Origin of the sequence: Jeotgalibacillus alimentarius (genome assembly GCF_000829445.1) — a bacterium.
Lineage (GTDB): Bacteria > Bacillota > Bacilli > Bacillales > Jeotgalibacillaceae > Jeotgalibacillus > Jeotgalibacillus alimentarius.
Genome location: NZ_JXRQ01000018.1, coordinates 1 through 18,631, shown reverse-complemented (window position 1 = coordinate 18,631; position 18,631 = coordinate 1). Strand labels below are relative to the sequence as shown.

18 protein-coding genes are annotated in these 18,631 nt (G+C 40.6%); 2 read left to right on the top strand and 16 right to left on the bottom strand.

What is annotated here, in order from left to right:
- Positions 1-129: 129 nt before the first annotated feature.
- The 6 genes from parC to KP77_RS09825 form a co-directional block, all read right to left on the bottom strand.
- On the bottom strand, positions 130-2,553 hold the full coding sequence (gene parC, locus KP77_RS09850) for a DNA topoisomerase IV subunit A (RefSeq protein ID WP_041122568.1): 2,424 nt from the start codon (positions 2,551-2,553) through the stop codon (positions 130-132).
- A 3-nt stretch (positions 2,554-2,556) separates the two neighbouring features.
- On the bottom strand, positions 2,557-4,509 hold the full coding sequence (gene parE / locus KP77_RS09845) for a DNA topoisomerase IV subunit B (RefSeq protein ID WP_200889065.1): 1,953 nt from the start codon (positions 4,507-4,509) through the stop codon (positions 2,557-2,559).
- Between the two features lie 219 nt (positions 4,510-4,728).
- Positions 4,729-5,139 carry a CoA-binding protein gene (locus KP77_RS09840; RefSeq protein WP_041122566.1) on the bottom strand — a complete coding sequence of 137 codons (411 nt, stop codon included), beginning with the start codon at positions 5,137-5,139 and terminating at the stop codon, positions 4,729-4,731.
- Between the two features lie 12 nt (positions 5,140-5,151).
- Positions 5,152-6,066: a glycine betaine ABC transporter substrate-binding protein gene (locus KP77_RS09835; protein WP_052474064.1), complete on the bottom strand. Its 915-nt coding sequence runs from the start codon at positions 6,064-6,066 to the stop codon at positions 5,152-5,154.
- A 14-nt stretch (positions 6,067-6,080) separates the two neighbouring features.
- Positions 6,081-6,728 carry an ABC transporter permease gene (locus KP77_RS09830; protein ID WP_041122565.1) on the bottom strand — a complete coding sequence of 216 codons (648 nt, stop codon included), beginning with the start codon at positions 6,726-6,728 and terminating at the stop codon, positions 6,081-6,083.
- Positions 6,725-7,696, bottom strand: a complete 972-nt coding sequence (locus KP77_RS09825; RefSeq protein WP_041122564.1) for an ABC transporter ATP-binding protein — start codon at positions 7,694-7,696, stop codon at positions 6,725-6,727. The genes KP77_RS09830 and KP77_RS09825 overlap by 4 nt, the downstream gene beginning before the upstream one ends.
- 180 nt (positions 7,697-7,876) lie before the next feature.
- Here KP77_RS09825 and plsY point away from each other — a divergent pair, with 180 nt between their 5' ends.
- Positions 7,877-8,461 carry a glycerol-3-phosphate 1-O-acyltransferase PlsY gene (gene plsY, locus KP77_RS09820; RefSeq protein ID WP_041122563.1) on the top strand — a complete coding sequence of 195 codons (585 nt, stop codon included), beginning with the start codon at positions 7,877-7,879 and terminating at the stop codon, positions 8,459-8,461.
- Positions 8,462-8,492: 31 nt separating this feature from the next.
- Here plsY and KP77_RS09815 read toward each other — a convergent pair whose 3' ends face one another.
- Positions 8,493-8,741: a hypothetical protein gene (locus tag KP77_RS09815; protein WP_041122562.1), complete on the bottom strand. Its 249-nt coding sequence runs from the start codon at positions 8,739-8,741 to the stop codon at positions 8,493-8,495.
- Positions 8,742-8,840: 99 nt separating this feature from the next.
- Between KP77_RS09815 and KP77_RS09810 the strand changes: the two genes are divergently transcribed.
- Positions 8,841-9,134, top strand: a complete 294-nt coding sequence (locus KP77_RS09810) for a HesB/YadR/YfhF family protein (protein WP_041122561.1) — start codon at positions 8,841-8,843, stop codon at positions 9,132-9,134.
- An 18-nt stretch (positions 9,135-9,152) separates the two neighbouring features.
- On the opposite strand, the gene KP77_RS09805 is transcribed toward KP77_RS09810, so the two are convergent.
- From KP77_RS09805 to KP77_RS09770, 9 genes are all read right to left on the bottom strand, one after another.
- Positions 9,153-9,458 (bottom strand): hypothetical protein, encoded by a 306-nt coding sequence (locus KP77_RS09805; protein WP_041122560.1) that lies wholly within the window; start codon positions 9,456-9,458, stop codon positions 9,153-9,155.
- Positions 9,458-9,901: an acyl-CoA thioesterase gene (locus KP77_RS09800; RefSeq protein ID WP_041122559.1), complete on the bottom strand. Its 444-nt coding sequence runs from the start codon at positions 9,899-9,901 to the stop codon at positions 9,458-9,460. Before KP77_RS09800 ends, KP77_RS09805 begins: the two co-directional genes overlap by 1 nt.
- Before the next feature lie 101 nt (positions 9,902-10,002).
- Entirely contained in the window at positions 10,003-10,137 is a 135-nt protein-coding gene (locus KP77_RS17845) for an FbpB family small basic protein (protein WP_084218659.1), read from the bottom strand.
- 122 nt (positions 10,138-10,259) lie between these two features.
- Entirely contained in the window at positions 10,260-12,971 is a 2,712-nt protein-coding gene (acnA, locus tag KP77_RS09795; RefSeq protein ID WP_041122558.1) for an aconitate hydratase AcnA, read from the bottom strand.
- A gap of 237 nt (positions 12,972-13,208) precedes the next feature.
- Positions 13,209-14,651, bottom strand: a complete 1,443-nt coding sequence (locus KP77_RS09790; RefSeq protein ID WP_041122557.1) for an amidase — start codon at positions 14,649-14,651, stop codon at positions 13,209-13,211.
- A gap of 15 nt (positions 14,652-14,666) precedes the next feature.
- Entirely contained in the window at positions 14,667-15,311 is a 645-nt protein-coding gene (locus tag KP77_RS09785) for a thermonuclease family protein (RefSeq protein ID WP_041122556.1), read from the bottom strand.
- 12 nt (positions 15,312-15,323) lie between these two features.
- Positions 15,324-15,962 carry a lytic transglycosylase domain-containing protein gene (locus KP77_RS09780; RefSeq protein WP_235420706.1) on the bottom strand — a complete coding sequence of 213 codons (639 nt, stop codon included), beginning with the start codon at positions 15,960-15,962 and terminating at the stop codon, positions 15,324-15,326.
- Positions 15,963-16,049: 87 nt separating this feature from the next.
- Positions 16,050-16,496 (bottom strand): MarR family winged helix-turn-helix transcriptional regulator, encoded by a 447-nt coding sequence (locus KP77_RS09775; protein WP_041122554.1) that lies wholly within the window; start codon positions 16,494-16,496, stop codon positions 16,050-16,052.
- Between the two features lie 332 nt (positions 16,497-16,828).
- Positions 16,829-18,364: a glycine betaine uptake BCCT transporter gene (locus tag KP77_RS09770; RefSeq protein ID WP_041122553.1), complete on the bottom strand. Its 1,536-nt coding sequence runs from the start codon at positions 18,362-18,364 to the stop codon at positions 16,829-16,831.
- Positions 18,365-18,631: the final 267 nt, after the last annotated feature.

The window sequence follows — 18,631 nt, the reverse complement described above, 5'->3', positions numbered from 1 at the left end:
AAATTAGGCTGTTGATTCCGCTAAGGCTGTGCGAAAACAACTTTTACCTCTAACACAGCTAAAGTATTACAAATGAAAATGGAATGGAAGAAGGCAGTTCCCTCTTCCATTCCCAATATTAACCGTATACTAAACCTCTTTGGCAGCGGCTGTTTTCCATGCTTTTATCACAGTTCCCTTTTCTGCCTCATCAATAATAAATGAACCATTTGAATATCTGTCGTTTGGACGCAGCTTAACTGGCGTGACAGACGTGCGTATCTCCTTGTCAGTCTCAAGAATATATTCGTCATCAGCCTCGATTTTAAACAGCTGCACAAGTCGGTGAGGATTTTTTTTCAGCTCTCTCAGCATTATCAGTCCTCTGTTTGCTCTAGATCCCAGCTCAAACTCTTTAGCTGACATCTTTTTTACTGCTCCGCGCTGGGTTACCGCAAGAAGGTGATCATCGACTTCTGCAATAAAAGCCGATACTACATAATCACCATCTTTTAGTTTGATACCCTTTACGCCTGCAGCACGCTGACCAACCATGCTCACTTCTTCTTCCTTAAAGCGCAGTCCGTAACCAAAATGCGTGGCAAGCATCAAAGTACGATTCCCATCAGTTCTGTGTACGGCGATGAGTTCATCGTCTTTTTTCACATTCAGACCAACAAGTGCTCTCGCTGTTCTTTGCGCATTGTACAGTTTCAATTCTGACTTTTTCACCATACCTTTTTTGGTAATAAAAATCAGTGAATCATGCTCAAAGCTTTTAACGCCTTCAGCATGAACAATTTCTTCATCCTTATCTGAAGAAACAATTGAAGAGAAATGCTGACCGAGATCTTTCCACCTGATTTCAGGCAGCATATGCACTGGAAAATGAATATAGTTTCCTTTATTAGTGAATAAAAGAAGCGAATCAGTCGTGTTAATGTTCAGCAGTGACAGAAGCTTGTCAGTTTCTTTCATTGCAAGGTCCTGCCCGTTAGACGCTGCGTAGGATCGTTGTGAAGTACGCTTAATATAACCGTCTTTTGTGACTGAGACTACTACGTCTTCACTCGCAACCAGGACTTCCATATTAATTTTCAGTTCTTCAATCTTGTCTTCAATCACAGAGCGTCTGTTATCTTCGTACTGCTTTTTGATACCCTTAAGCTCTTTTTTGATGACTGACATCAGTTTCGAGTCACTGGTAAGAATGGCATCAAGCTGACTGATCATTTTATCAAGTTCATCTGATTCTTTTTGAAGTGCAGTCACATCAGTATTTGTCAGACGGTAAAGCTGGAGTGATACGATCGCTTCTGCCTGCGCTTCAGTAAAAGCATATTGCTGTTCAAGATTATTTTTTGCATCTTTTTTATCTTTCGAACCGCGGATCGTATCGATCACCTGATCAAGAATCGAAAGTGCTTTAATTAGCCCCTCTACAATATGCTTGCGCTTCATCGCTTTGTCATAGTCATACTTCGTTCTTCTCGTAACTACTTCTTTCTGATGTCCAATGTATGCATCAAGGAGATCACGAAGGCCCATTAACATTGGACGTTTCTTGTGGATAGCGACCATATTGAAATTATAGTGAACCTGAAGATCTGTATTTTTATAAAGAAAATTAAGGACACCATTTGAATCTGCTTCTTTTTTTAACTCAACTACAATTCTAAGACCTGTGCGATCTGTTTCATCTCTTACTTCAGCAATACCTTCCACCTTTTTATCAGCACGGTATTCATCCATTTTCTTTACAAGAACAGCTTTATTTACTTCATAAGGCAATTCTGTAATCACCAGCTGCTGCTTGGCACCACGGATGTCTTCCACATCTACTTTTCCCCGAATAACAATTTTACCCTTGCCAGTCTCATAGGCGTTTTTAATTCCATCAACACCCTGAATAATACCTCCTCCAGGGAAATCCGGACCTTTGATGACTGTCATAAGTTCTTCAACTGTCGACTCAGGCTTTTCAATTCTCATCACAGCAGCATCAATCACTTCACCCAGATGGTGTGGAGGGATTTCAGTCGCATAACCGGCTGAGATACCAGTAGAGCCGTTTACAAGCAGATTCGGATATCTTGCAGGAAGCACAACCGGCTCCTCAGAAGTATCATCGAAGTTTGGGATATGATCTACTGTATCTGATTCAATGTCTCTTAACAGTTCAGTTGATATTGCTGAAAGTCTCGCCTCTGTATATCTCATTGCTGCAGCCGGGTCACCATCAATACTTCCATTATTACCATGCATCTCAACAAGAAGATTTCTTACTTTCCAGCTCTGACTCATTCTCACCATGGCTTCATAAACGGAGGAATCTCCATGAGGGTGGTAGTTACCAATCACATTACCGACTGTTTTTGCAGATTTTCTAAAACCTTTTAAATGTGTATTACCTTCCATATGCATCGCATAAAGAATTCTGCGCTGAACGGGTTTTAGACCGTCCCGCGCATCAGGCAATGCTCTTTCCTGAATAATATACTTACTGTAACGGCCAAATCTGTCCCCTAACACTTCTTCAAGAGGAAGATCCTGAAAGCGTTCTGTCGCTGTCATTAATTATTCCTCCTCTGATGTCATCATTTGTTCATTTTCAAGAATATTTTCATTCTCTTCAAGGCCAAACTGTACGTGAGTTTCAATCCATTTTCTTCTGGGCTCTACCTTATCACCCATCAGTGTAGTTACTCTTCGTTCCGCTCGTGCCCCGTCATCAATCCGGACTCTGATTAATGTTCTGGTTTCAGGGTCCATTGTTGTTTCCCAGAGTTGTGAAGGATTCATCTCACCCAAACCTTTGTAACGCTGAAGCGTATATCCTTTGCCCACTTTTTTGGTTACACTGCCCAGCTCATCATCAGTCCAGGCGTATTCAATGACTTCCTTCTTCCCTGAGCCTTTACTCACTTTATACAGTGGAGGAAGTGCAATATACACTCTGCCTGCCTCGACAAGCGGCTTCATATAACGGTAAAAGAAAGTCAGCAGAAGTACCTGTATGTGCGCTCCATCAGTATCAGCATCAGTCATAATCACGATTTTGTCATATTGTACATCATCAAGATTAAAGTCTGGTCCCACTCCTGCACCAATTGCGTGAATGATTGTATTGATCTCTTCATTTTTAAAGATATCCGCAAGTTTAGCTTTTTCAGTGTTAACAACTTTACCCCTCAGCGGCAAAACTGCCTGGAATTTACGGTCACGTCCCTGCTTGGCTGAACCACCTGCTGAATCTCCCTCAACAAGGTAGAGTTCATTTTTTGCAGCATTTTTTGATTGGGCAGGGGTCAGTTTTCCTGACAGAATCGTATCAGATTTTTTTCTCTTCTTTCCGTTTCTGGCATCTTCCCTTGCTTTTCTTGCTGCTTCTCTTGCCTGTTGTGCTCTGATCGCTTTTTTTATCAGCATTGAGCTGATATCAGGGTTCTCTTCTAAGAAATAGAGCAGTTTTCCTGTAACGACTGCATCAACAGCAGAACGTGCTTCCGATGTACCAAGTTTCCCTTTTGTCTGTCCTTCAAACTGAAGGATCTGTTCAGGAACCCTGATGGAAACAATACTTGCAAAACCTTCCCGGATATCGCTGCCTTCAAGGTTTTTATCTTTATCTTTTAACAGACTGACTTTTCTTGCATACTCATTAAAAACACGGGTTACAGCGGATTTTGCCCCTGCCTCATGCGTGCCGCCATCTTTCGTTCTGACGTTATTAACAAAAGAAAGAATGGTTTCAGAGAATCCGTCATTAAATTGGAATGCAAACTCGACTTCTATATCAGACTGTTCCCCTTCAAATGATACGACCGGATGAAGAGTATCTTTTTCTTCGTTTAAGTACGAAACAAAGGCTTCAATGCCTGTGTCAAATTGAAACACTTCTTTTTTATCATCACGGAGATCTGCGATTTCAATCGCAAAGCCTTTTAATAAAAAAGCACTTTCTCTCAGCCTTTCGCTCAATGTCTCATAATTAAAATGAGTTGTGCTAAATATAGAAGGATCCGGTTTGAAATGAATCAGTGTCCCTGTTTCTCTTGTTGACCCTTCCTTTTCAAGCGTTGTTACCGGTTTGCCTCCATTTTCAAAGCGCTGTTTGAAAACAGAGCCATCACGGTAAATGGTTACATCAAGCCACTGTGACAGTGCATTGACAACAGATGCCCCAACGCCGTGCAGGCCTCCACTCGTCTTATAGCCTCCCTGACCGAATTTACCGCCGGCATGCAGGACTGTAAAGATCACTTCAGGTGTAGGCTTACCGGATCTGTGCATCCCTGTAGGCATACCCCGTCCGTAATCGCGCACAGAAATACTGTCATCTTCATGTATTTTCACATCGATCCGTCTGCCATATCCGCCAAGCGCTTCATCTACAGAGTTATCGACAATTTCATAAACAAGGTGATGAAGACCACGTGCATCAGTAGAGCCAATGTACATACCAGGTCTTTTCCGGACTGCTTCTAAGCCCTCTAACACCTGGATGGCATCATCGTTATATTCCATCATTGCTTTTTTAGCCACTAAAATTCCCCTTCCAACTATACAAACAGGTGTTCGTTTTTCTTTATTATATCATATAAATACTGTACCCATCATATTCTATACTTATTTTATCAGGCTTTTCAAATGCAATCAGATAAATTCATTGTGTCAACCCGTATTATTTTTAAATTTATTTGTTAAAAAACAGAAAAAAGCACTGCAACTAAGCAGTGCTTTCCATCATCAGGGACGGGTAATGCTATGTTCTACTTTAATACAGCGGTCCATAATCACTTTTCTACCTTTATCAGTCAACTTCTGATAAACTTCCTCATCAATCACATCAAGCTGTGTCCAGAATACCGGTGCATCTGTCTCAAGATAATCATCGGCGAGCTCTTTTAGAAATTCTGAACGTCTGAATACATTAACAATATCCACTGACTCAGGCAAATCTTTAAGGCTTGGAACAGCCTGAACACCTAATGCTTCTTTGATCATAGGATTTACAGGGATAATTTCATAGCCAGCATCCTGCATTGCTTTTGACACGCTATATGACGTTCTTGCCGGATTATCACTGAGACCTACGACAGCAATCTTTTTTGACTGCTGCAAAATCGATCTGATTTCATTGCGATCAGGATTTTCCATTATAAACACTCCTTATTCTTCAATAAGTCCTTTTTCTGTTAGGAATTCTTCTGCTACAGTTCTGTAATCTTCTCCATCAATGTCCACTTTTGCATTCATTTCCTGCATTTCTACTGCAGAAATTTGTCCATATAGTCCACTTAGTACCTCTTCAAGTTCAGGGTAATTATCAAGAATTTCCTGTCGTACAACCGGTACAGCATCATATTTAGGGAAGAAGCCTTTATCATCTTCTGTAGTGGCCAGATCAAATCGTTCAATACGGCCATCAGTAGTAAATGCCGGAATAACATCAATTTCACCTGTTCTGACAGCATCATACATGATACTTGGATCAAAACTTTCAGCAGATTCAAATTCAAAGCCGTATGCTTCTACGAGCGCATCGTAACCGTCAGCTTCTCTTTCATAAAATGGGTGGGGAGCTCCAAAAGTCAGGTCACTGCTGATTTCAGCTAATTCACTGTATGTCGATGCATCTATACCCTCGTTCTTTCTGTATGCCATTGTGTAACTGTTTTCAAACCCCAATGGCTCAAGCCAAGTTACATCAAAACGTTCTTCATATCCTTCTCTTACCCGTTCAAGAACAGAGTCACTGCTTTCCCCCTGCTCAGCTTTTTCGTTTAATACCGCTTCAAGCCCGGTACCAGTATATTCAACGTACATATCGATGTCACCATTTTCTAATGATGGTGTAAGAATTGATACTTCCCCGAGCCCTTCTTCAAGTTCAACCTCATAATCAGAATTCCCCTCAATATAAAGTTCCATAATGTGTGGAAGTATATATTGTTCTGTCCAGGGTTTTCCGGCAACGATAATCGGGTCGCTGCTGTCTCCTGAACCACTGTCGCTTCCACATGCACCAAGTATTCCTGACAGGGCAATGAATGATGCTCCTGCGATTATTTTTTTCTGTCTCATTTTGTCACTCCTCATTATGATTTTAATCCTTTAGGTGTAGTTTTTTTCTCTAACATTTTTAAAATAAAGTCAAAAAGCAGTGCCAGCAGTGCTACCGGTATCGCACCAGCCAGTACAAGGCTGTTGTTATATGACTGAAGGCCTCTCCAAATTACATCACCAAGTCCGCCAGCACCAACGAAAGTTGCGAGTGTAGCCACACCAACAGTAAGAACCGTTGCAGTTCTGATACCAGCCATCAGAAATGGTAATGACAATGGCAGTTCTATTTTAAATAGTATCTGACGGTCCGTCATTCCCATTCCTTTGCCTGCTTCTATGATTGCCTGATCTACTCCTGTAATGCCTGTATAAGTATTCCGCAGGATCGGTAATAAAGCGTAAATAATCAGTGCAATCAGAGCCGTTTCAAATCCAATCCCCATAATTGGCACTAAAAATCCAAACAATGCCAGACTAGGTATGGTTTGAAATACTGCTGTTACCCCAATATAGAATTCTGCAACTTTCTGCTTTCTCGAAATAAATATTCCAAGTGGAAGACTAATAATAATTGCTATGAAAATCGCGGTAAACGATAAATATAAATGCTCAAGCGTTGCTTCTACAATCAAATCCTGGCGTGAAGTCACTGTGTCAATAAATGTCTGAAAGAAATTCACTTCAGCGCCTCCTCTTCATCGATTCCGGCGAGTACAGCAAGCAATCGATCTTTATGAACAGAACCGGTAACTTTATCGTTTTCAATAACAACAGCTGAATCTGTTTTATTGGCAATCAGATATCTGACAGTTTCTTTAATCGATGTAGAAGCATCAATCGTATACTCATTATGGTGAGGTTTTGCAGCCTTATCAATGTAAGCGTGGATACTTTGTCTGGAATGATCGTTGAGGTATGTCTGTATCCGTTCTTCCCCGATGAATGATCTGACAAAATCGTTTGCAGGTTCACGCAGCAGTTGTTCGGGTGAAGCAATCTGCTGAATCACACCGTCTTTTAATAAAACAATTTCATCAGCGATTTTAAGCGCCTCATCCATATCATGTGTAACAAAAACAATGGTCTTTTTGATTTTCATCTGAAGCTGTTTTAATTCATCCTGCAGCTGCTCACGGCTGATCGGGTCGAGTGCACTGAATGGTTCATCCATCAGGATAATCGGCGGTTCGTCAGCAAGTGCCCTGACAACTCCTACACGCTGCTGCTGGCCTCCGCTTAACTCAAGTGGATATCTCTTCTTATAAGTATCCGGATCCAGCCCTACAAGGTTTAACAGCTCATTGACTCTGTCCTGATATTCAGCTTTCTTTTTACCTTTCAGCTTTGGGATCAGCCCTACGTTTTCTTCAATTGTCATATGCGGAAACAACCCGATGCGCTGTATGACATAACCTATGTTTCTTCTGAGTTCAACTTCCTTTACACCAGCCGTATCTTTACCATCTATCTCAATCGTACCTGATGTGATGCTGATCAGTCTGTTAATCATTTTCATCGTTGTTGTCTTACCGCATCCGCTTGGACCGATAAGTGCAACGAGCTGACCTTCTTTAATATGTAAGTTCATGTCTTTAATTGCTTCCGTTCCGTCCGGAAATGTTTTAGATACATTCTTAAAAACTATCATAGATCTACCCCTTCCTATATCTATTATTACATTCCCTGGTCCAAATTTCATAAACACATTTGCGTCAGGATATGTCGAATTATTTGCAGTCAAAATCTGAGAATGACGAAAAGTTTATTTTCTCAATGTCTTTTCATGATAATATAATAGTATTCATACATATTATAAGGAGAATTTATTATGGAAATTGGTCTTATACTTATTGCTGCTTACATACTCGGTTCTATTCCGTCCGGTCTGTGGATTGGGAAAATGTTTTATAAAAAAGATATCAGAAACTACGGCAGTGGAAACCTTGGTGCAACCAATACTTTCAGAACATTAGGTAAAAAAGCCGGTATTGTGGTCACAGTGATTGACATTTTAAAAGGAACAGCAGCCACTCTTATTCCTCTATTAGCAGACATGCCGGATTTGATGCTGATTGCCGGGGTTGCTGCAGTCATTGGTCATATCTTTCCCATATTCGCCGGTTTTAAAGGCGGTAAAGCTGTAGCTACTTCTTCAGGTGTGGTCCTTGGATATGCCCCAATTTTGTTTGTACTGGTAGTACTCGTATTTTTAGTCGTCCTGAAGCTTTCAAAATACGTTTCACTTTCATCCATGTCAGCTGCATTATTTGGAATTATTTATTGTCTGATCTTTACTAATGACCTATTTTTAACCCTCATTGTTGGCGTTATGTCGATTTTTATTGTTATAAGACATAAAGACAATATTGCACGGATCAAAAATAAAACTGAACCTAAAATAAAGTGGATGTAATAAAAACCGCGACAATCCTGTCGCGGTTTTATTAATGCGCAAATAAATGAGGAGATAAGAAAATCATGACGATTGCTGCTCCGGCAAGTACCCCTGTACTCAATAACCAGGCATTGCGATTCTTTCGACTTAATATGATAAGTCCGGTGTAAATAATAGCACCTGCAGCAATGGAAATTAGGGCCTCCATATAATATTTGGTTTCAAGCTGAATAAAAACCTGTAATAAGAGCCCTCCAAAGATAAACAATCCAATCCACGTAAAAAGTTTTTTTTCCACGATAACACCCTTTCTTTGTCACAGTAAATTTTCTGATCTATAATAGGGACTAACCTAACAGCTGTTGAGTGTTAACAGCATCGAAAGGAGAATTTTCTGATGAATATAATCGTAACAGATGATGCACTTGAATGGTTTAAAAATGAAATGCTGATTGAAGAAGGTGCACATGTCAGGTTCTTCGCAAAATACGGCGGATCCAGCGCTGTACAGGAAGGGTTCTCACTGGGCGTATCCAAAGATGAACCTGGCGAACCTGCTGCCGAAGCTGAAAAAGACGGTATACATTTTTTTGTTGAAGAAAGCGACTTATGGTATTTTGACGGTCATGATCTTCATGTATCTTATAATGCAAAGCTTGATGGGCCTGAATATGAGTATAAAAAGTCCTAAACCGCAGAAATGCGGTTTTTATTTTATATTAAACCGATCCATCTGCTCCTGCATCCCTTCAGCCTTTAATATCTCAACTTGCACGCTGCCAATCAGGTCATAATGGGAGTAGCCATCTTCCCGCATGTGGATCCAATCCTTTTTCAGACCATACTGCCTGCCCCAATCATAGAGTTTACCGAGATCTTTAGCTCCAACCTTTGTTACTGTCTTCATCTCATCAAAACGTTCATCCAGCCAGTAGTGTGTAATGAAAGCAACCTTACCCCTATCAATATCCCTCTTCCATTGAAGAAGCTCCTGTCTTTTAAGCCCGAATGCCATTAAGATCTGGTCTCCTGCATATCAGACAGTTTTTTATATTTTTCACATGCTTCATGCCACTCAGGAAAATGTTTTCTAATCAATACGGGTCTGAAATTATCTTTTTTAACACAGACGTGTTTACTCAATCCGGTAGCAGCAATTTTTCCATCTGCCAGCAGAATTTCATATCCGTAATGTGTCCGCAATCCATCATAATGATCAATCCATGTATGTACAGTGACAGCATCACCATATTTTGCAGGACTCTTGTAGGAAATATTGATATCCATCACGGGGGCCAGAATCCCTTCTTCTTCCATATCAGTGTATTTAAAACCCATTTCTTCAATTAACGATGTCCGTCCAATTTCCATCCACACTAAATAATTTGCATGATAGACGACACCCATTTGATCTGTTTCAGCATAGCGTACTTCTATATCTTTTTGTGCAACGAGCATGTATAACCCTCATTTCATCTGAATGTTCTTATATTATAACGAAAAAATGAGTAGATCAAAAATAAAAGCACCCTATCCTAACTGGACAGAATGCGATCTGATTAACTTTTTTCAGTCCATGTAATCCACCTTTTCTCCAGTCTTTCCTCAATCCGATCCATTTTTACCGGATCTCTTTTAATGTCAGATCGATTCTCTGCCAGCAATTCCTGAAAGGACTTTCCTTTTACTCTCATTCATCTTCACCTCCTATTATCAGTATGTCACAATATGACTGTGTTTAAACTGAATTATTTAAATTTTATAATTATTTCGCATTAAAAAAATCCGACAGCTGTTACACTGTCGGATTGCGTTTTTATACAGTTAACTTATCACGAAGAACCATTCTCAGGATTCCACCGTGACGGTAATAATCAACTTCTACATCTGAATCAAAACGTGCAAGCACTTCAAATTCAGTTACTTTTCCATTTTCATCAGTTGCAGTAACTGTCAGAATATCACGTGGTTTAACGTCATCGGTAATGTTAACAGAAATTGTTTCTTTACCAGTCAATCCAAGTGATTCAGCACTATCACCCTTTTTGAATTGAAGCGGAAGAACGCCCATAAACACAAGGTTTGAACGGTGAATACGCTCATAGCTTTCTGCGATAACAGTCTTAATTCCAAGAAGGTTAGTACCTTTTGCAGCCCAGTCACGGGATGAACCCATTCCATAGTCTTTTCCTGCAAGTACGACCAGTCCGGTATTATCTTCCTGATATTTCATACATGCATCATAGATCGCCATGACTTCGCCTGTTGGCCAGTACGTCGTGTAACCGCCCTCAGTTCCAGGAGCAATCTGATTACGAATACGAATATTGGCAAACGTACCACGCATCATCACTTCATGGTTACCGCGTCGTGAACCATATGAGTTGAAGTCACGGATTTCAACTCCGTTTTCACGAAGGTATTTTCCTGCCGGTGTGTCTTTACCAATTGCACCTGCCGGAGAAATATGGTCCGTTGTTACTGAGTCTCCAAATTTACCCACTACACGCAGACCGGCAAGCTTTTCAATTGCAGATGGGTGTTCAGTCAACCCTTCAAAGAAAGGAGGATTCTGAATATAAGTAGAGTCATTTGAGAATGCATACAGTGCATCATCATTTGTCTCAATTTCATTCCATCTTTCGTTATTATCAAACACACGCTCATACTCTTCACGGAAGAGTTCAGGTGTTACAGTTGATTTAACAATTTCATTTACTTCTTCAGTAGTCGGCCAGATATCTTTCAGGAAGATGTCCTGTCCGTCTTTACCCTTACCGATCGGATCTTTCTGAAGATCGATATCTACTGTACCTGCAAGTGCATAAGCAACAACCAGCGGTGGAGATGCCAGGTAGTTAGCACGTACTAATGGGTGGATACGTCCTTCAAAGTTACGGTTACCTGACAGGACTGATGACACAAGAAGGTCACTTTCTGAAATTGTTTTTTCAATTTCAGGGAGAAGCGGACCCGAGTTACCGATACACGTTGTACATCCGTAACCTACCAGGTCAAAGCCAAGACTAGCCAGTGGGTCAAGAAGGTTCGCATCGCGCAGATATCCTGATACAACTTTAGATCCAGGTGCTAATGAAGTTTTCACATATTTAGGAACCTCCATGCCAAGCTCAACTGCTTTTTGCGCAACTAAACCTGCACCCAGCATAACATAAGGGTTTGATGTATTCGTACAGCTTGTAATTGCAGCGATTGCAATTGCACCTGTCTTCATAGGTGCAACATCACCATTGCTGAATTCAACAACTGCTTCTTTATTGATTTCTTCTTTTTCAAGTCCGAATCCCTGAACGCCTTCTTTAGCTGTCAGCGCTTTATGGAATTCTTTTTGCATTGCTGATAATGGAATCAAATCCTGAGGACGCTTAGGTCCTGAAAGATTCGGTTCAACTTTAGATAAATCAAGCTCAACAACGTCTGTATAAGTCGGATCTTCTTTATCAGTCGTAAAGAACATATCGTTTAACTGAAGGTATTCTTTTACGACTGCAATATCACGATCGTCGCGGCCAGTCAGGCGCATGTAGTTAAGAGATTCTTCATCTACCGGGAAGAATCCGCAAGTTGCGCCGTATTCAGGTGCCATATTGGCAATTGTTGCTCGGTCAGCAAGCGGAAGGTTCGCAACCCCGTCGCCAAAGAATTCAACAAATTTACCAACAACACCTTTTTGACGTAGCACCTGAGTTACTTTCAGTGCAAGGTCAGTTGCTGTAGCACCTTGAGGCAACTCATTCGTCAAACGTACGCCAATTACTTCAGGAATCGGGAAATATGAAGGCTGGCCAAGCATTCCTGCTTCAGCTTCAATTCCGCCAACACCCCAGCCAAGTACGCCAATACCGTTGATCATTGTTGTATGAGAATCAGTACCAACAAGCGTATCAGGGAAAGCGATTGTCTCGCCTTCAGCGTTTTCAATTGCATGAACTACATTGGCAAGGTACTCAAGGTTAACCTGGTGAACGATACCTGTTGCAGGTGGTACAGCACGATAATTATCAAATGCTTTCTGTGCCCATGAAAGGAACTGGTAACGCTCAGCGTTTCTTTCAAATTCAAGATCCATATTTACCTGAAGAGCATCAGGTGTACCGTACTTATCTACCTGTACAGAGTGGTCAATAACAAGATCCACCGGGATTTCAGGATTGATTTTATCCGGAGAACCACCCATTTTAGACATAGCATCTCGCAGTGAAGCAAGGTCAACAACCGCCGGCACACCGGTAAAGTCCTGAAGAATAACGCGGGACGGTTTAAAAGGAACTTCAGAATCCTTTACGTCCTCTGATCCCCAGTTTGCTAGGTTTTTAATATGATCTTCTTTAATTACGCGGCCATCATACTGACGTAATACAGATTCTAAAAGTACACGAATCGAATATGGCAGCTTGGAGATGTTTGTCAGACCCTCTTGTTCAAGTGCTTTTAATTCATAATAATGATAGCGTTTACCTTCAAGTTCAAAAGATTTTTTCGATTGAAAAATATCCTGATTAGCCATCTTTTTTCCCCCTCTGAATAATTAGTAAAGCGACGTTATGTAACTTTTTTCGCACAATTCAATCTTAATACAACTGGCTTCATAAGTAAATATCAATAAAGTTATGTTGTTTGATAACTAAAACTTATCAATAAATAACTTTACGATTCGTTCTGTTAAAAAAACCTGATTTTAAGCGGATTATATTTTTATTTAATTGTTCACATGTCAAATAAGTGCTTTATCAGCATAATGTTATCAGCGAGCTTCCATTAATAAATGACTGATATTAAGCAGCCAGTGTTCACAGCCTTTAGGGGCCATGATCTGTACACCAATCGGCATACCTGCATTGTACACCGGTAGACTGATCGCCGGTTGCCCTGTTAAATTAGCCAGCTGAGTAAAAGGCGTCAACGTTAAGCTCGGCTCAAACATCTGGTAGATCAGCTCCTGCTGTTTTTCAGCAGAATAACTTCCTATTCCTTCAAGCTGTTTCACCATCTCGCCGTCGTGTGCAAGCGCACCTATTTCAGGAGCTGTGTGTGCTGTTGCCGGTGTGATATACAAATCATATTTCTGATGAAAATGATGCATCATTGCAGAAGCCTGATCCCATACACTGAGGCTTCTGCTGAACTCACCTGCTGAACACTTTAATCCGGCCTGATACAGCGCCCAGGATTCAATTTCCATATCGTAAACTGTCAGTTCCCTCTCCAATGACCTTTCGAGCTGGTAAATCATAGATGCCATTTCACCTGAGTTCATCAGATAATATTGTCTCATAAGCTCAATGCCATCAATATCAGGCTTTGCTTCTTCACATGAAAACCCCATCGCTTCAAGCGCTGCAACAGTTTTCATGACCGCCTGCTCAGCCTCGGGACTTACCGGCGTACCAACAGGCGAAACAGTGGAATAGGCAATTGTAAATGAATGCTTAGAGTTAAGTGATTTTATGTATCCTTCTTCATATAAAGGTGTATGAAAAGCAGCTTCCCTTTGATAAACCTGCATACTTTCAAGTAATTCAGCAGTATCTCTAATAGACTTTGTTAGAAAAAAGTCTATAGCAGCTCCCTGCCATTGCCTGCCTGTGCCTGGTCCAACCGGCATTCTGCCTCTGGTAGGTTTTAACCCGATCAATCCTGTAAATGAGGCAGGTATTCTAATAGAACCTCCGCCATCACTTGCCCCGCCCAGTGGAACCATACCGGATCCAACTGCTGAAGCTGCTCCTCCACTCGAACCGCCGGGAGAAAAATCTTTATGATGAGGATTCCTTGATGGTCCATGCAATTCCGGTTCAGTAATATTCTTCAAACCGAATTCCGGAGCATTCGTATGTCCCAGAATGATAAAACCGGATTTTCTTACAGACTCAGTAAAAAAGCTGTCACGTTGTGCAACAACATTTTTAAGCAGCTTTGACCCGGCGGTTGCAGGAGAACCTTTCACTTGCTGCGACATATCCTTTAGTAAGATTGGGACTCCGCTGAATGGTGCGTCGAGATCCGGATTTTTTGCTTCTTCAAAAGCCTTTTCAATTCTTAGGTTTGTAATAGCATTCAGGTCCGGGTTTGTTTTTTCAATGATCTTTACAGCTGCTTCAACAGCTTCTGTTGAGGTTATTTCACCTGATTTAATTAAACCTGCAAGTTCACTTGCATCTAAGCGGGTATACTCTTTAGGTTTCATAAGAAGGTTTCACTCCTATCTTGGCGCTCTGAATCCTGCCTCTATTGCATCTGCTTCAGTACAAAACCATTCTTCAGGTATTGTCTGCTCATAGTATGCAGAAGATTCGGTGTGGTAAATTTTATCTCCGCGCGAATTAATATTTCCTTTTATATTACAGCTTTCATCAGATTTTTCAGATGAACCTTTGTCTGCATGTTGATAATTTTCAACTGACCATATACCTTTTTCATCAGTCTTTGCTTTGCGCTCGATATCCCTGAATTCATCAACGTATTTTGTATTAGGCGGATAAACAGACACTCTTGCCAGACCTTCTTTTAATATCATTTCATTCAGCATTTGATCATCAAGCCACACATAAGCTAGTAATCTGCCATATCGATCTCTTTCGGACACATCAAGTTCAAGCTCCACCTGGTCACCTTCAAATTGTGAAGTAAACTCAGAAGCCTCAGGTCCGAAGGGTTCAACTCCAATGGTCGGGTGTTTGGTCTCGGGTGTGTCAATTAGCAGAAGTCTGATTCTCTCTTCAGTGCCATCTTCAAACTGAACGTCGAGCGTGTCCCCATCAACAACGTAAATAATTTCTCCTGTGAGACTGCTTTCCTGACACCCGGATAACAGCAGAATCATGACTAAAAAAATAAACCTTTTCATAGTGCCTCCTGCTTAAGGGTGTTTATTTTTATAATCCTCATAAAAACCGAGTACATCCTCTACATATTCGTCACTCCGGTTATATAGAAATATTGCTTTTTCTAGCTCACCATCTGAAGCCCCATTCTGTGAGAGGTAATTAGCTGCACTAAAAACGGCATCTTCAAGATCGTAAGGGTCTGCCACACCGTCATTGTTTGCATCCACACCATAACCGCCGTACATTTCGATAGCTGCCGGATCGGTTAATTCCTCCTGTGGAATATTTCCTTCTCCGAGTCCTTCACAACTCGGGTGTGTCCATCCGATAAACGTACATGGCATAAACTGCATATGCCCTTCTGCACCAACTGGTGAAACGAGTGTATCCATAGTTGAAAAACGAGTTTCCACACGATGATGTGCAGCTAAAAGCCTCCAATCCATGTTGTACTCCTCACCGGCTTTTTTATAAATACTAATATTTTCATCTGGTATTTCAAGTTCCATCGGCATTCCATTTTCTTCTAAAAGATCCAGTGTCTTTCCCATATAGCTGTCATCACTCAACAATACAAAAGCAGCGGAAAATATAATAATCGAACATACTGCAAAAAATAAAGCAGCAACTCTTTTCCACTTCAAAACTTTTCTTTTCTTTTTTGTACTCAACCTGTTAACCTCTTTCATCTTCAGTCACTTCTCTATTGTAACGGATCGGACTCTTGCTGAACAGAAATTACAAGCGACTGTAATGAATCATGAGCCGGATTGATTTTCTTTTATCACTTTGTTCAGCTTTTCAATTGAAGAAATCATCTGTTTGATCTCATCACTTGTCAGATGAACGTAATATTCATTTTGGATTTTACTATTAAACTCTTCCAGTCTTCTTGCAAACATTCTGCCTTTTGGTCCAAGATATATTAAAGTTTCTCTTAAATTTTCAGGGTTTTTTTCTCTCTCAATAAATCTTTCTTTTTCTAACTTTGCTACTACCTGACTGATTGCGCTTTTTGAAACCTGAAATTCCTCTACCAGTTCTTTAGCTGTTAAGGGTGCATTTGTAACACAATACATTAAGTAGTTTTCCTGCTGATCTGTAAGGTTAAACTGTTCCAACGTGTCCAATTCCCTTGAAAGCAAGTCGCTCATTTCGTCAATTGTTGCATGTAGTCTTTTTATATCAAAGTGTGTAGTTGTCATGGAATTCTCCTAAATAGTTAAGTGAACTTAACTTAACTATAGCGACAAATTTATCTATTTTCAAACATAATTTCTGATGCTATGTCTGATTATAACTAAAATAAATGTAAACTAGATCCCACAGTTACACTCTCCTGATAGTATCCGCACCAAATAAACGTTATTTGCATTGGGTCGCTTAGTTAAGGCTCCAGCCCACCTCCTCGCCCTTTTTTCTGCGTGTCTCACCTGTCCTGCTTCCTTAAACGGACTCATTCGCTTTTGCTACTATTTACAGCTGTGCTAAAAATGAAAAATCCCCTTTGCGTAATATCGCAAAGGGGGATTTTCGCTTATTCATTCACTTGTTTTTCTTCTTTTTTCTGTCTCTTCGGTTTAATCATTAATCCAAGCTCTTTTCTCTCCTGATTCAACGCTTTATAGGTTGAAATCATCATTAATATCATAATAAAGGAGAATGGAAAGGCTGCTACAATTAATGCGTTTTGAAGTGCCTGCAGGCCATCCGCTGATAATAGAATAACTGCCACAGCTGACTGGGCAAGCCCCCATGTAAGCTTAACAGTATTAGGAGGAGTTAATGAACCATTTGTTGTCTGCATTCCTAATACAAAAGTAGCTGAGTCGGCTGAAGTAATAAAGAAAGTGCTGATCAGTAAAATCGCAATTACTGATAAAACAATTCCAAGCTGGTATTCATTAAATACCGCAAACAATACTTCTTCTGTCAGCAGTCCTGTGAGGTCAACATTACCCTGTTGCTGAACATTGATCGAACTTGAACCAAACACAGCAAACCAGAAGAAACTTACGAGCGATGGCAGTACAAGAACACCTGCCATAAATTCTCTGATTGTACGTCCACGGGATACCCGGGCGATAAAGATACCTACGAATGGTGACCATGAAATCCACCATGCCCAATAAAAAATTGTCCAGGCATTAATCCAGTCACGATTCCCCTGGTCAAGTGGTGCAATTCTAAAGCTCATTTCAAGTAAATTTTGGGCATATGCCCCAAGAGAATTAGTAAATAAATTCAAAATCAGCATTGTTGGACCAATGATTAACATAATGATCATTAACGCGAGTGCCAAAACCATATTTGTGTTAGATAAGTATCTGATCCCTTTACTGATACCGCTCCATGCTGAAATCATAAACAGAACTGTAACAACCGCAATGATTGCTACTTGTACCGGGAAACTGATTTCAATACCTGTTAAATAAGCCAGACCGCCATTAATTTGAATGGCTCCGAACCCTAATGTTGTCGCCACACCAACTACGGTAGCAAACACGGCAAGAACATCAACGACAGTACCCCAGCCACCACGCATTTTATCACCAAATAGCGGTACCAGAGTTGCTGAAACCAGCCCTGGTTCACCTTTACGGAATTTAAAGTATGCAAGAGCAAGCGCCACTACAGCGTAAATAGCCCATGCATGCAATCCCCAGTGAAAGAATGTGTACTGCATTGAATCTTTAAGCGCCTGGTCACTGCCAGCTTCTGCTAATGGAGGGTTTCCTGCAAAGTGCAGCATTGGTTCAGCTGCCCCCCAGAAAACAAGTCCAATCCCCATTCCTGCACTAAATAACATTGCAAACCATGTACCTGTTGAATATTCAGGACGCTCATCAGGTTTCCCAAGTCTGATCTGTCCAATTGGTGTAACAGCTAAAATAATGCAAAATATAACCATACCAGTAACGATAATTAAGTAGTACCAACCAAAGGTTGATGAAATAAATGCCTGTAAATTAGCAGTAGCCTCTTCAAAACTTGATGGTGCTGCGATTGCATAAATGACTGCTGCTAATACAATTGCTAATGTAATCCAAAAAACACTCGATATCTTTTTCATTTTACTCTCCTTCCATTTTTTTATTGTCCCTGTACATGTATTTACAAAAAATAGGGAAATAGTTGCCTGGTAACTAGGGACTATACATATATACCCTCAACAAGCTTTTGAAAACACGTTTTTGATCGTATCATACTATTCTGATGGGTTACAAGTAATATTGGTTTTAAAAAAGAGGCTGGGACAAAACCAGTGAATAATTGAAAATGTCCGCGGGAAGGTGCAACCTTCCCACGGACATTTTTTTATAATGAACGTAAATTTTAG

What these genes read in the sequence shown, in the direction of transcription:
- parC (WP_041122568.1), bottom strand. Translation starts at nt 2,553, where the DNA reads ATGACAGCGACAGAACGCTTTCAGGATCTTCCTCTTGAAGAAGTGTTA.
- parE (WP_200889065.1), bottom strand. Translation starts at nt 4,509, where the DNA reads ATGATGGAATATAACGATGATGCCATCCAGGTGTTAGAGGGCTTAGAA.
- KP77_RS09840 (WP_041122566.1), bottom strand. Translation starts at nt 5,139, where the DNA reads ATGGAAAATCCTGATCGCAATGAAATCAGATCGATTTTGCAGCAGTCA.
- KP77_RS09835 (WP_052474064.1), bottom strand. Translation starts at nt 6,066, where the DNA reads ATGAGACAGAAAAAAATAATCGCAGGAGCATCATTCATTGCCCTGTCA.
- KP77_RS09825 (WP_041122564.1), bottom strand. Translation starts at nt 7,696, where the DNA reads ATGATAGTTTTTAAGAATGTATCTAAAACATTTCCGGACGGAACGGAA.
- plsY (WP_041122563.1), top strand. Translation starts at nt 7,877, where the DNA reads ATGGAAATTGGTCTTATACTTATTGCTGCTTACATACTCGGTTCTATT.
- KP77_RS09810 (WP_041122561.1), top strand. Translation starts at nt 8,841, where the DNA reads ATGAATATAATCGTAACAGATGATGCACTTGAATGGTTTAAAAATGAA.
- KP77_RS09805 (WP_041122560.1), bottom strand. Translation starts at nt 9,458, where the DNA reads ATGGCATTCGGGCTTAAAAGACAGGAGCTTCTTCAATGGAAGAGGGAT.
- KP77_RS09800 (WP_041122559.1), bottom strand. Translation starts at nt 9,901, where the DNA reads ATGCTCGTTGCACAAAAAGATATAGAAGTACGCTATGCTGAAACAGAT.
- KP77_RS17845 (WP_084218659.1), bottom strand. Translation starts at nt 10,137, where the DNA reads ATGAGAGTAAAAGGAAAGTCCTTTCAGGAATTGCTGGCAGAGAATCGA.
- acnA (WP_041122558.1), bottom strand. Translation starts at nt 12,971, where the DNA reads ATGGCTAATCAGGATATTTTTCAATCGAAAAAATCTTTTGAACTTGAA.
- KP77_RS09790 (WP_041122557.1), bottom strand. Translation starts at nt 14,651, where the DNA reads ATGAAACCTAAAGAGTATACCCGCTTAGATGCAAGTGAACTTGCAGGT.
- KP77_RS09785 (WP_041122556.1), bottom strand. Translation starts at nt 15,311, where the DNA reads ATGAAAAGGTTTATTTTTTTAGTCATGATTCTGCTGTTATCCGGGTGT.
- KP77_RS09775 (WP_041122554.1), bottom strand. Translation starts at nt 16,496, where the DNA reads ATGACAACTACACACTTTGATATAAAAAGACTACATGCAACAATTGAC.
- KP77_RS09770 (WP_041122553.1), bottom strand. Translation starts at nt 18,364, where the DNA reads ATGAAAAAGATATCGAGTGTTTTTTGGATTACATTAGCAATTGTATTA.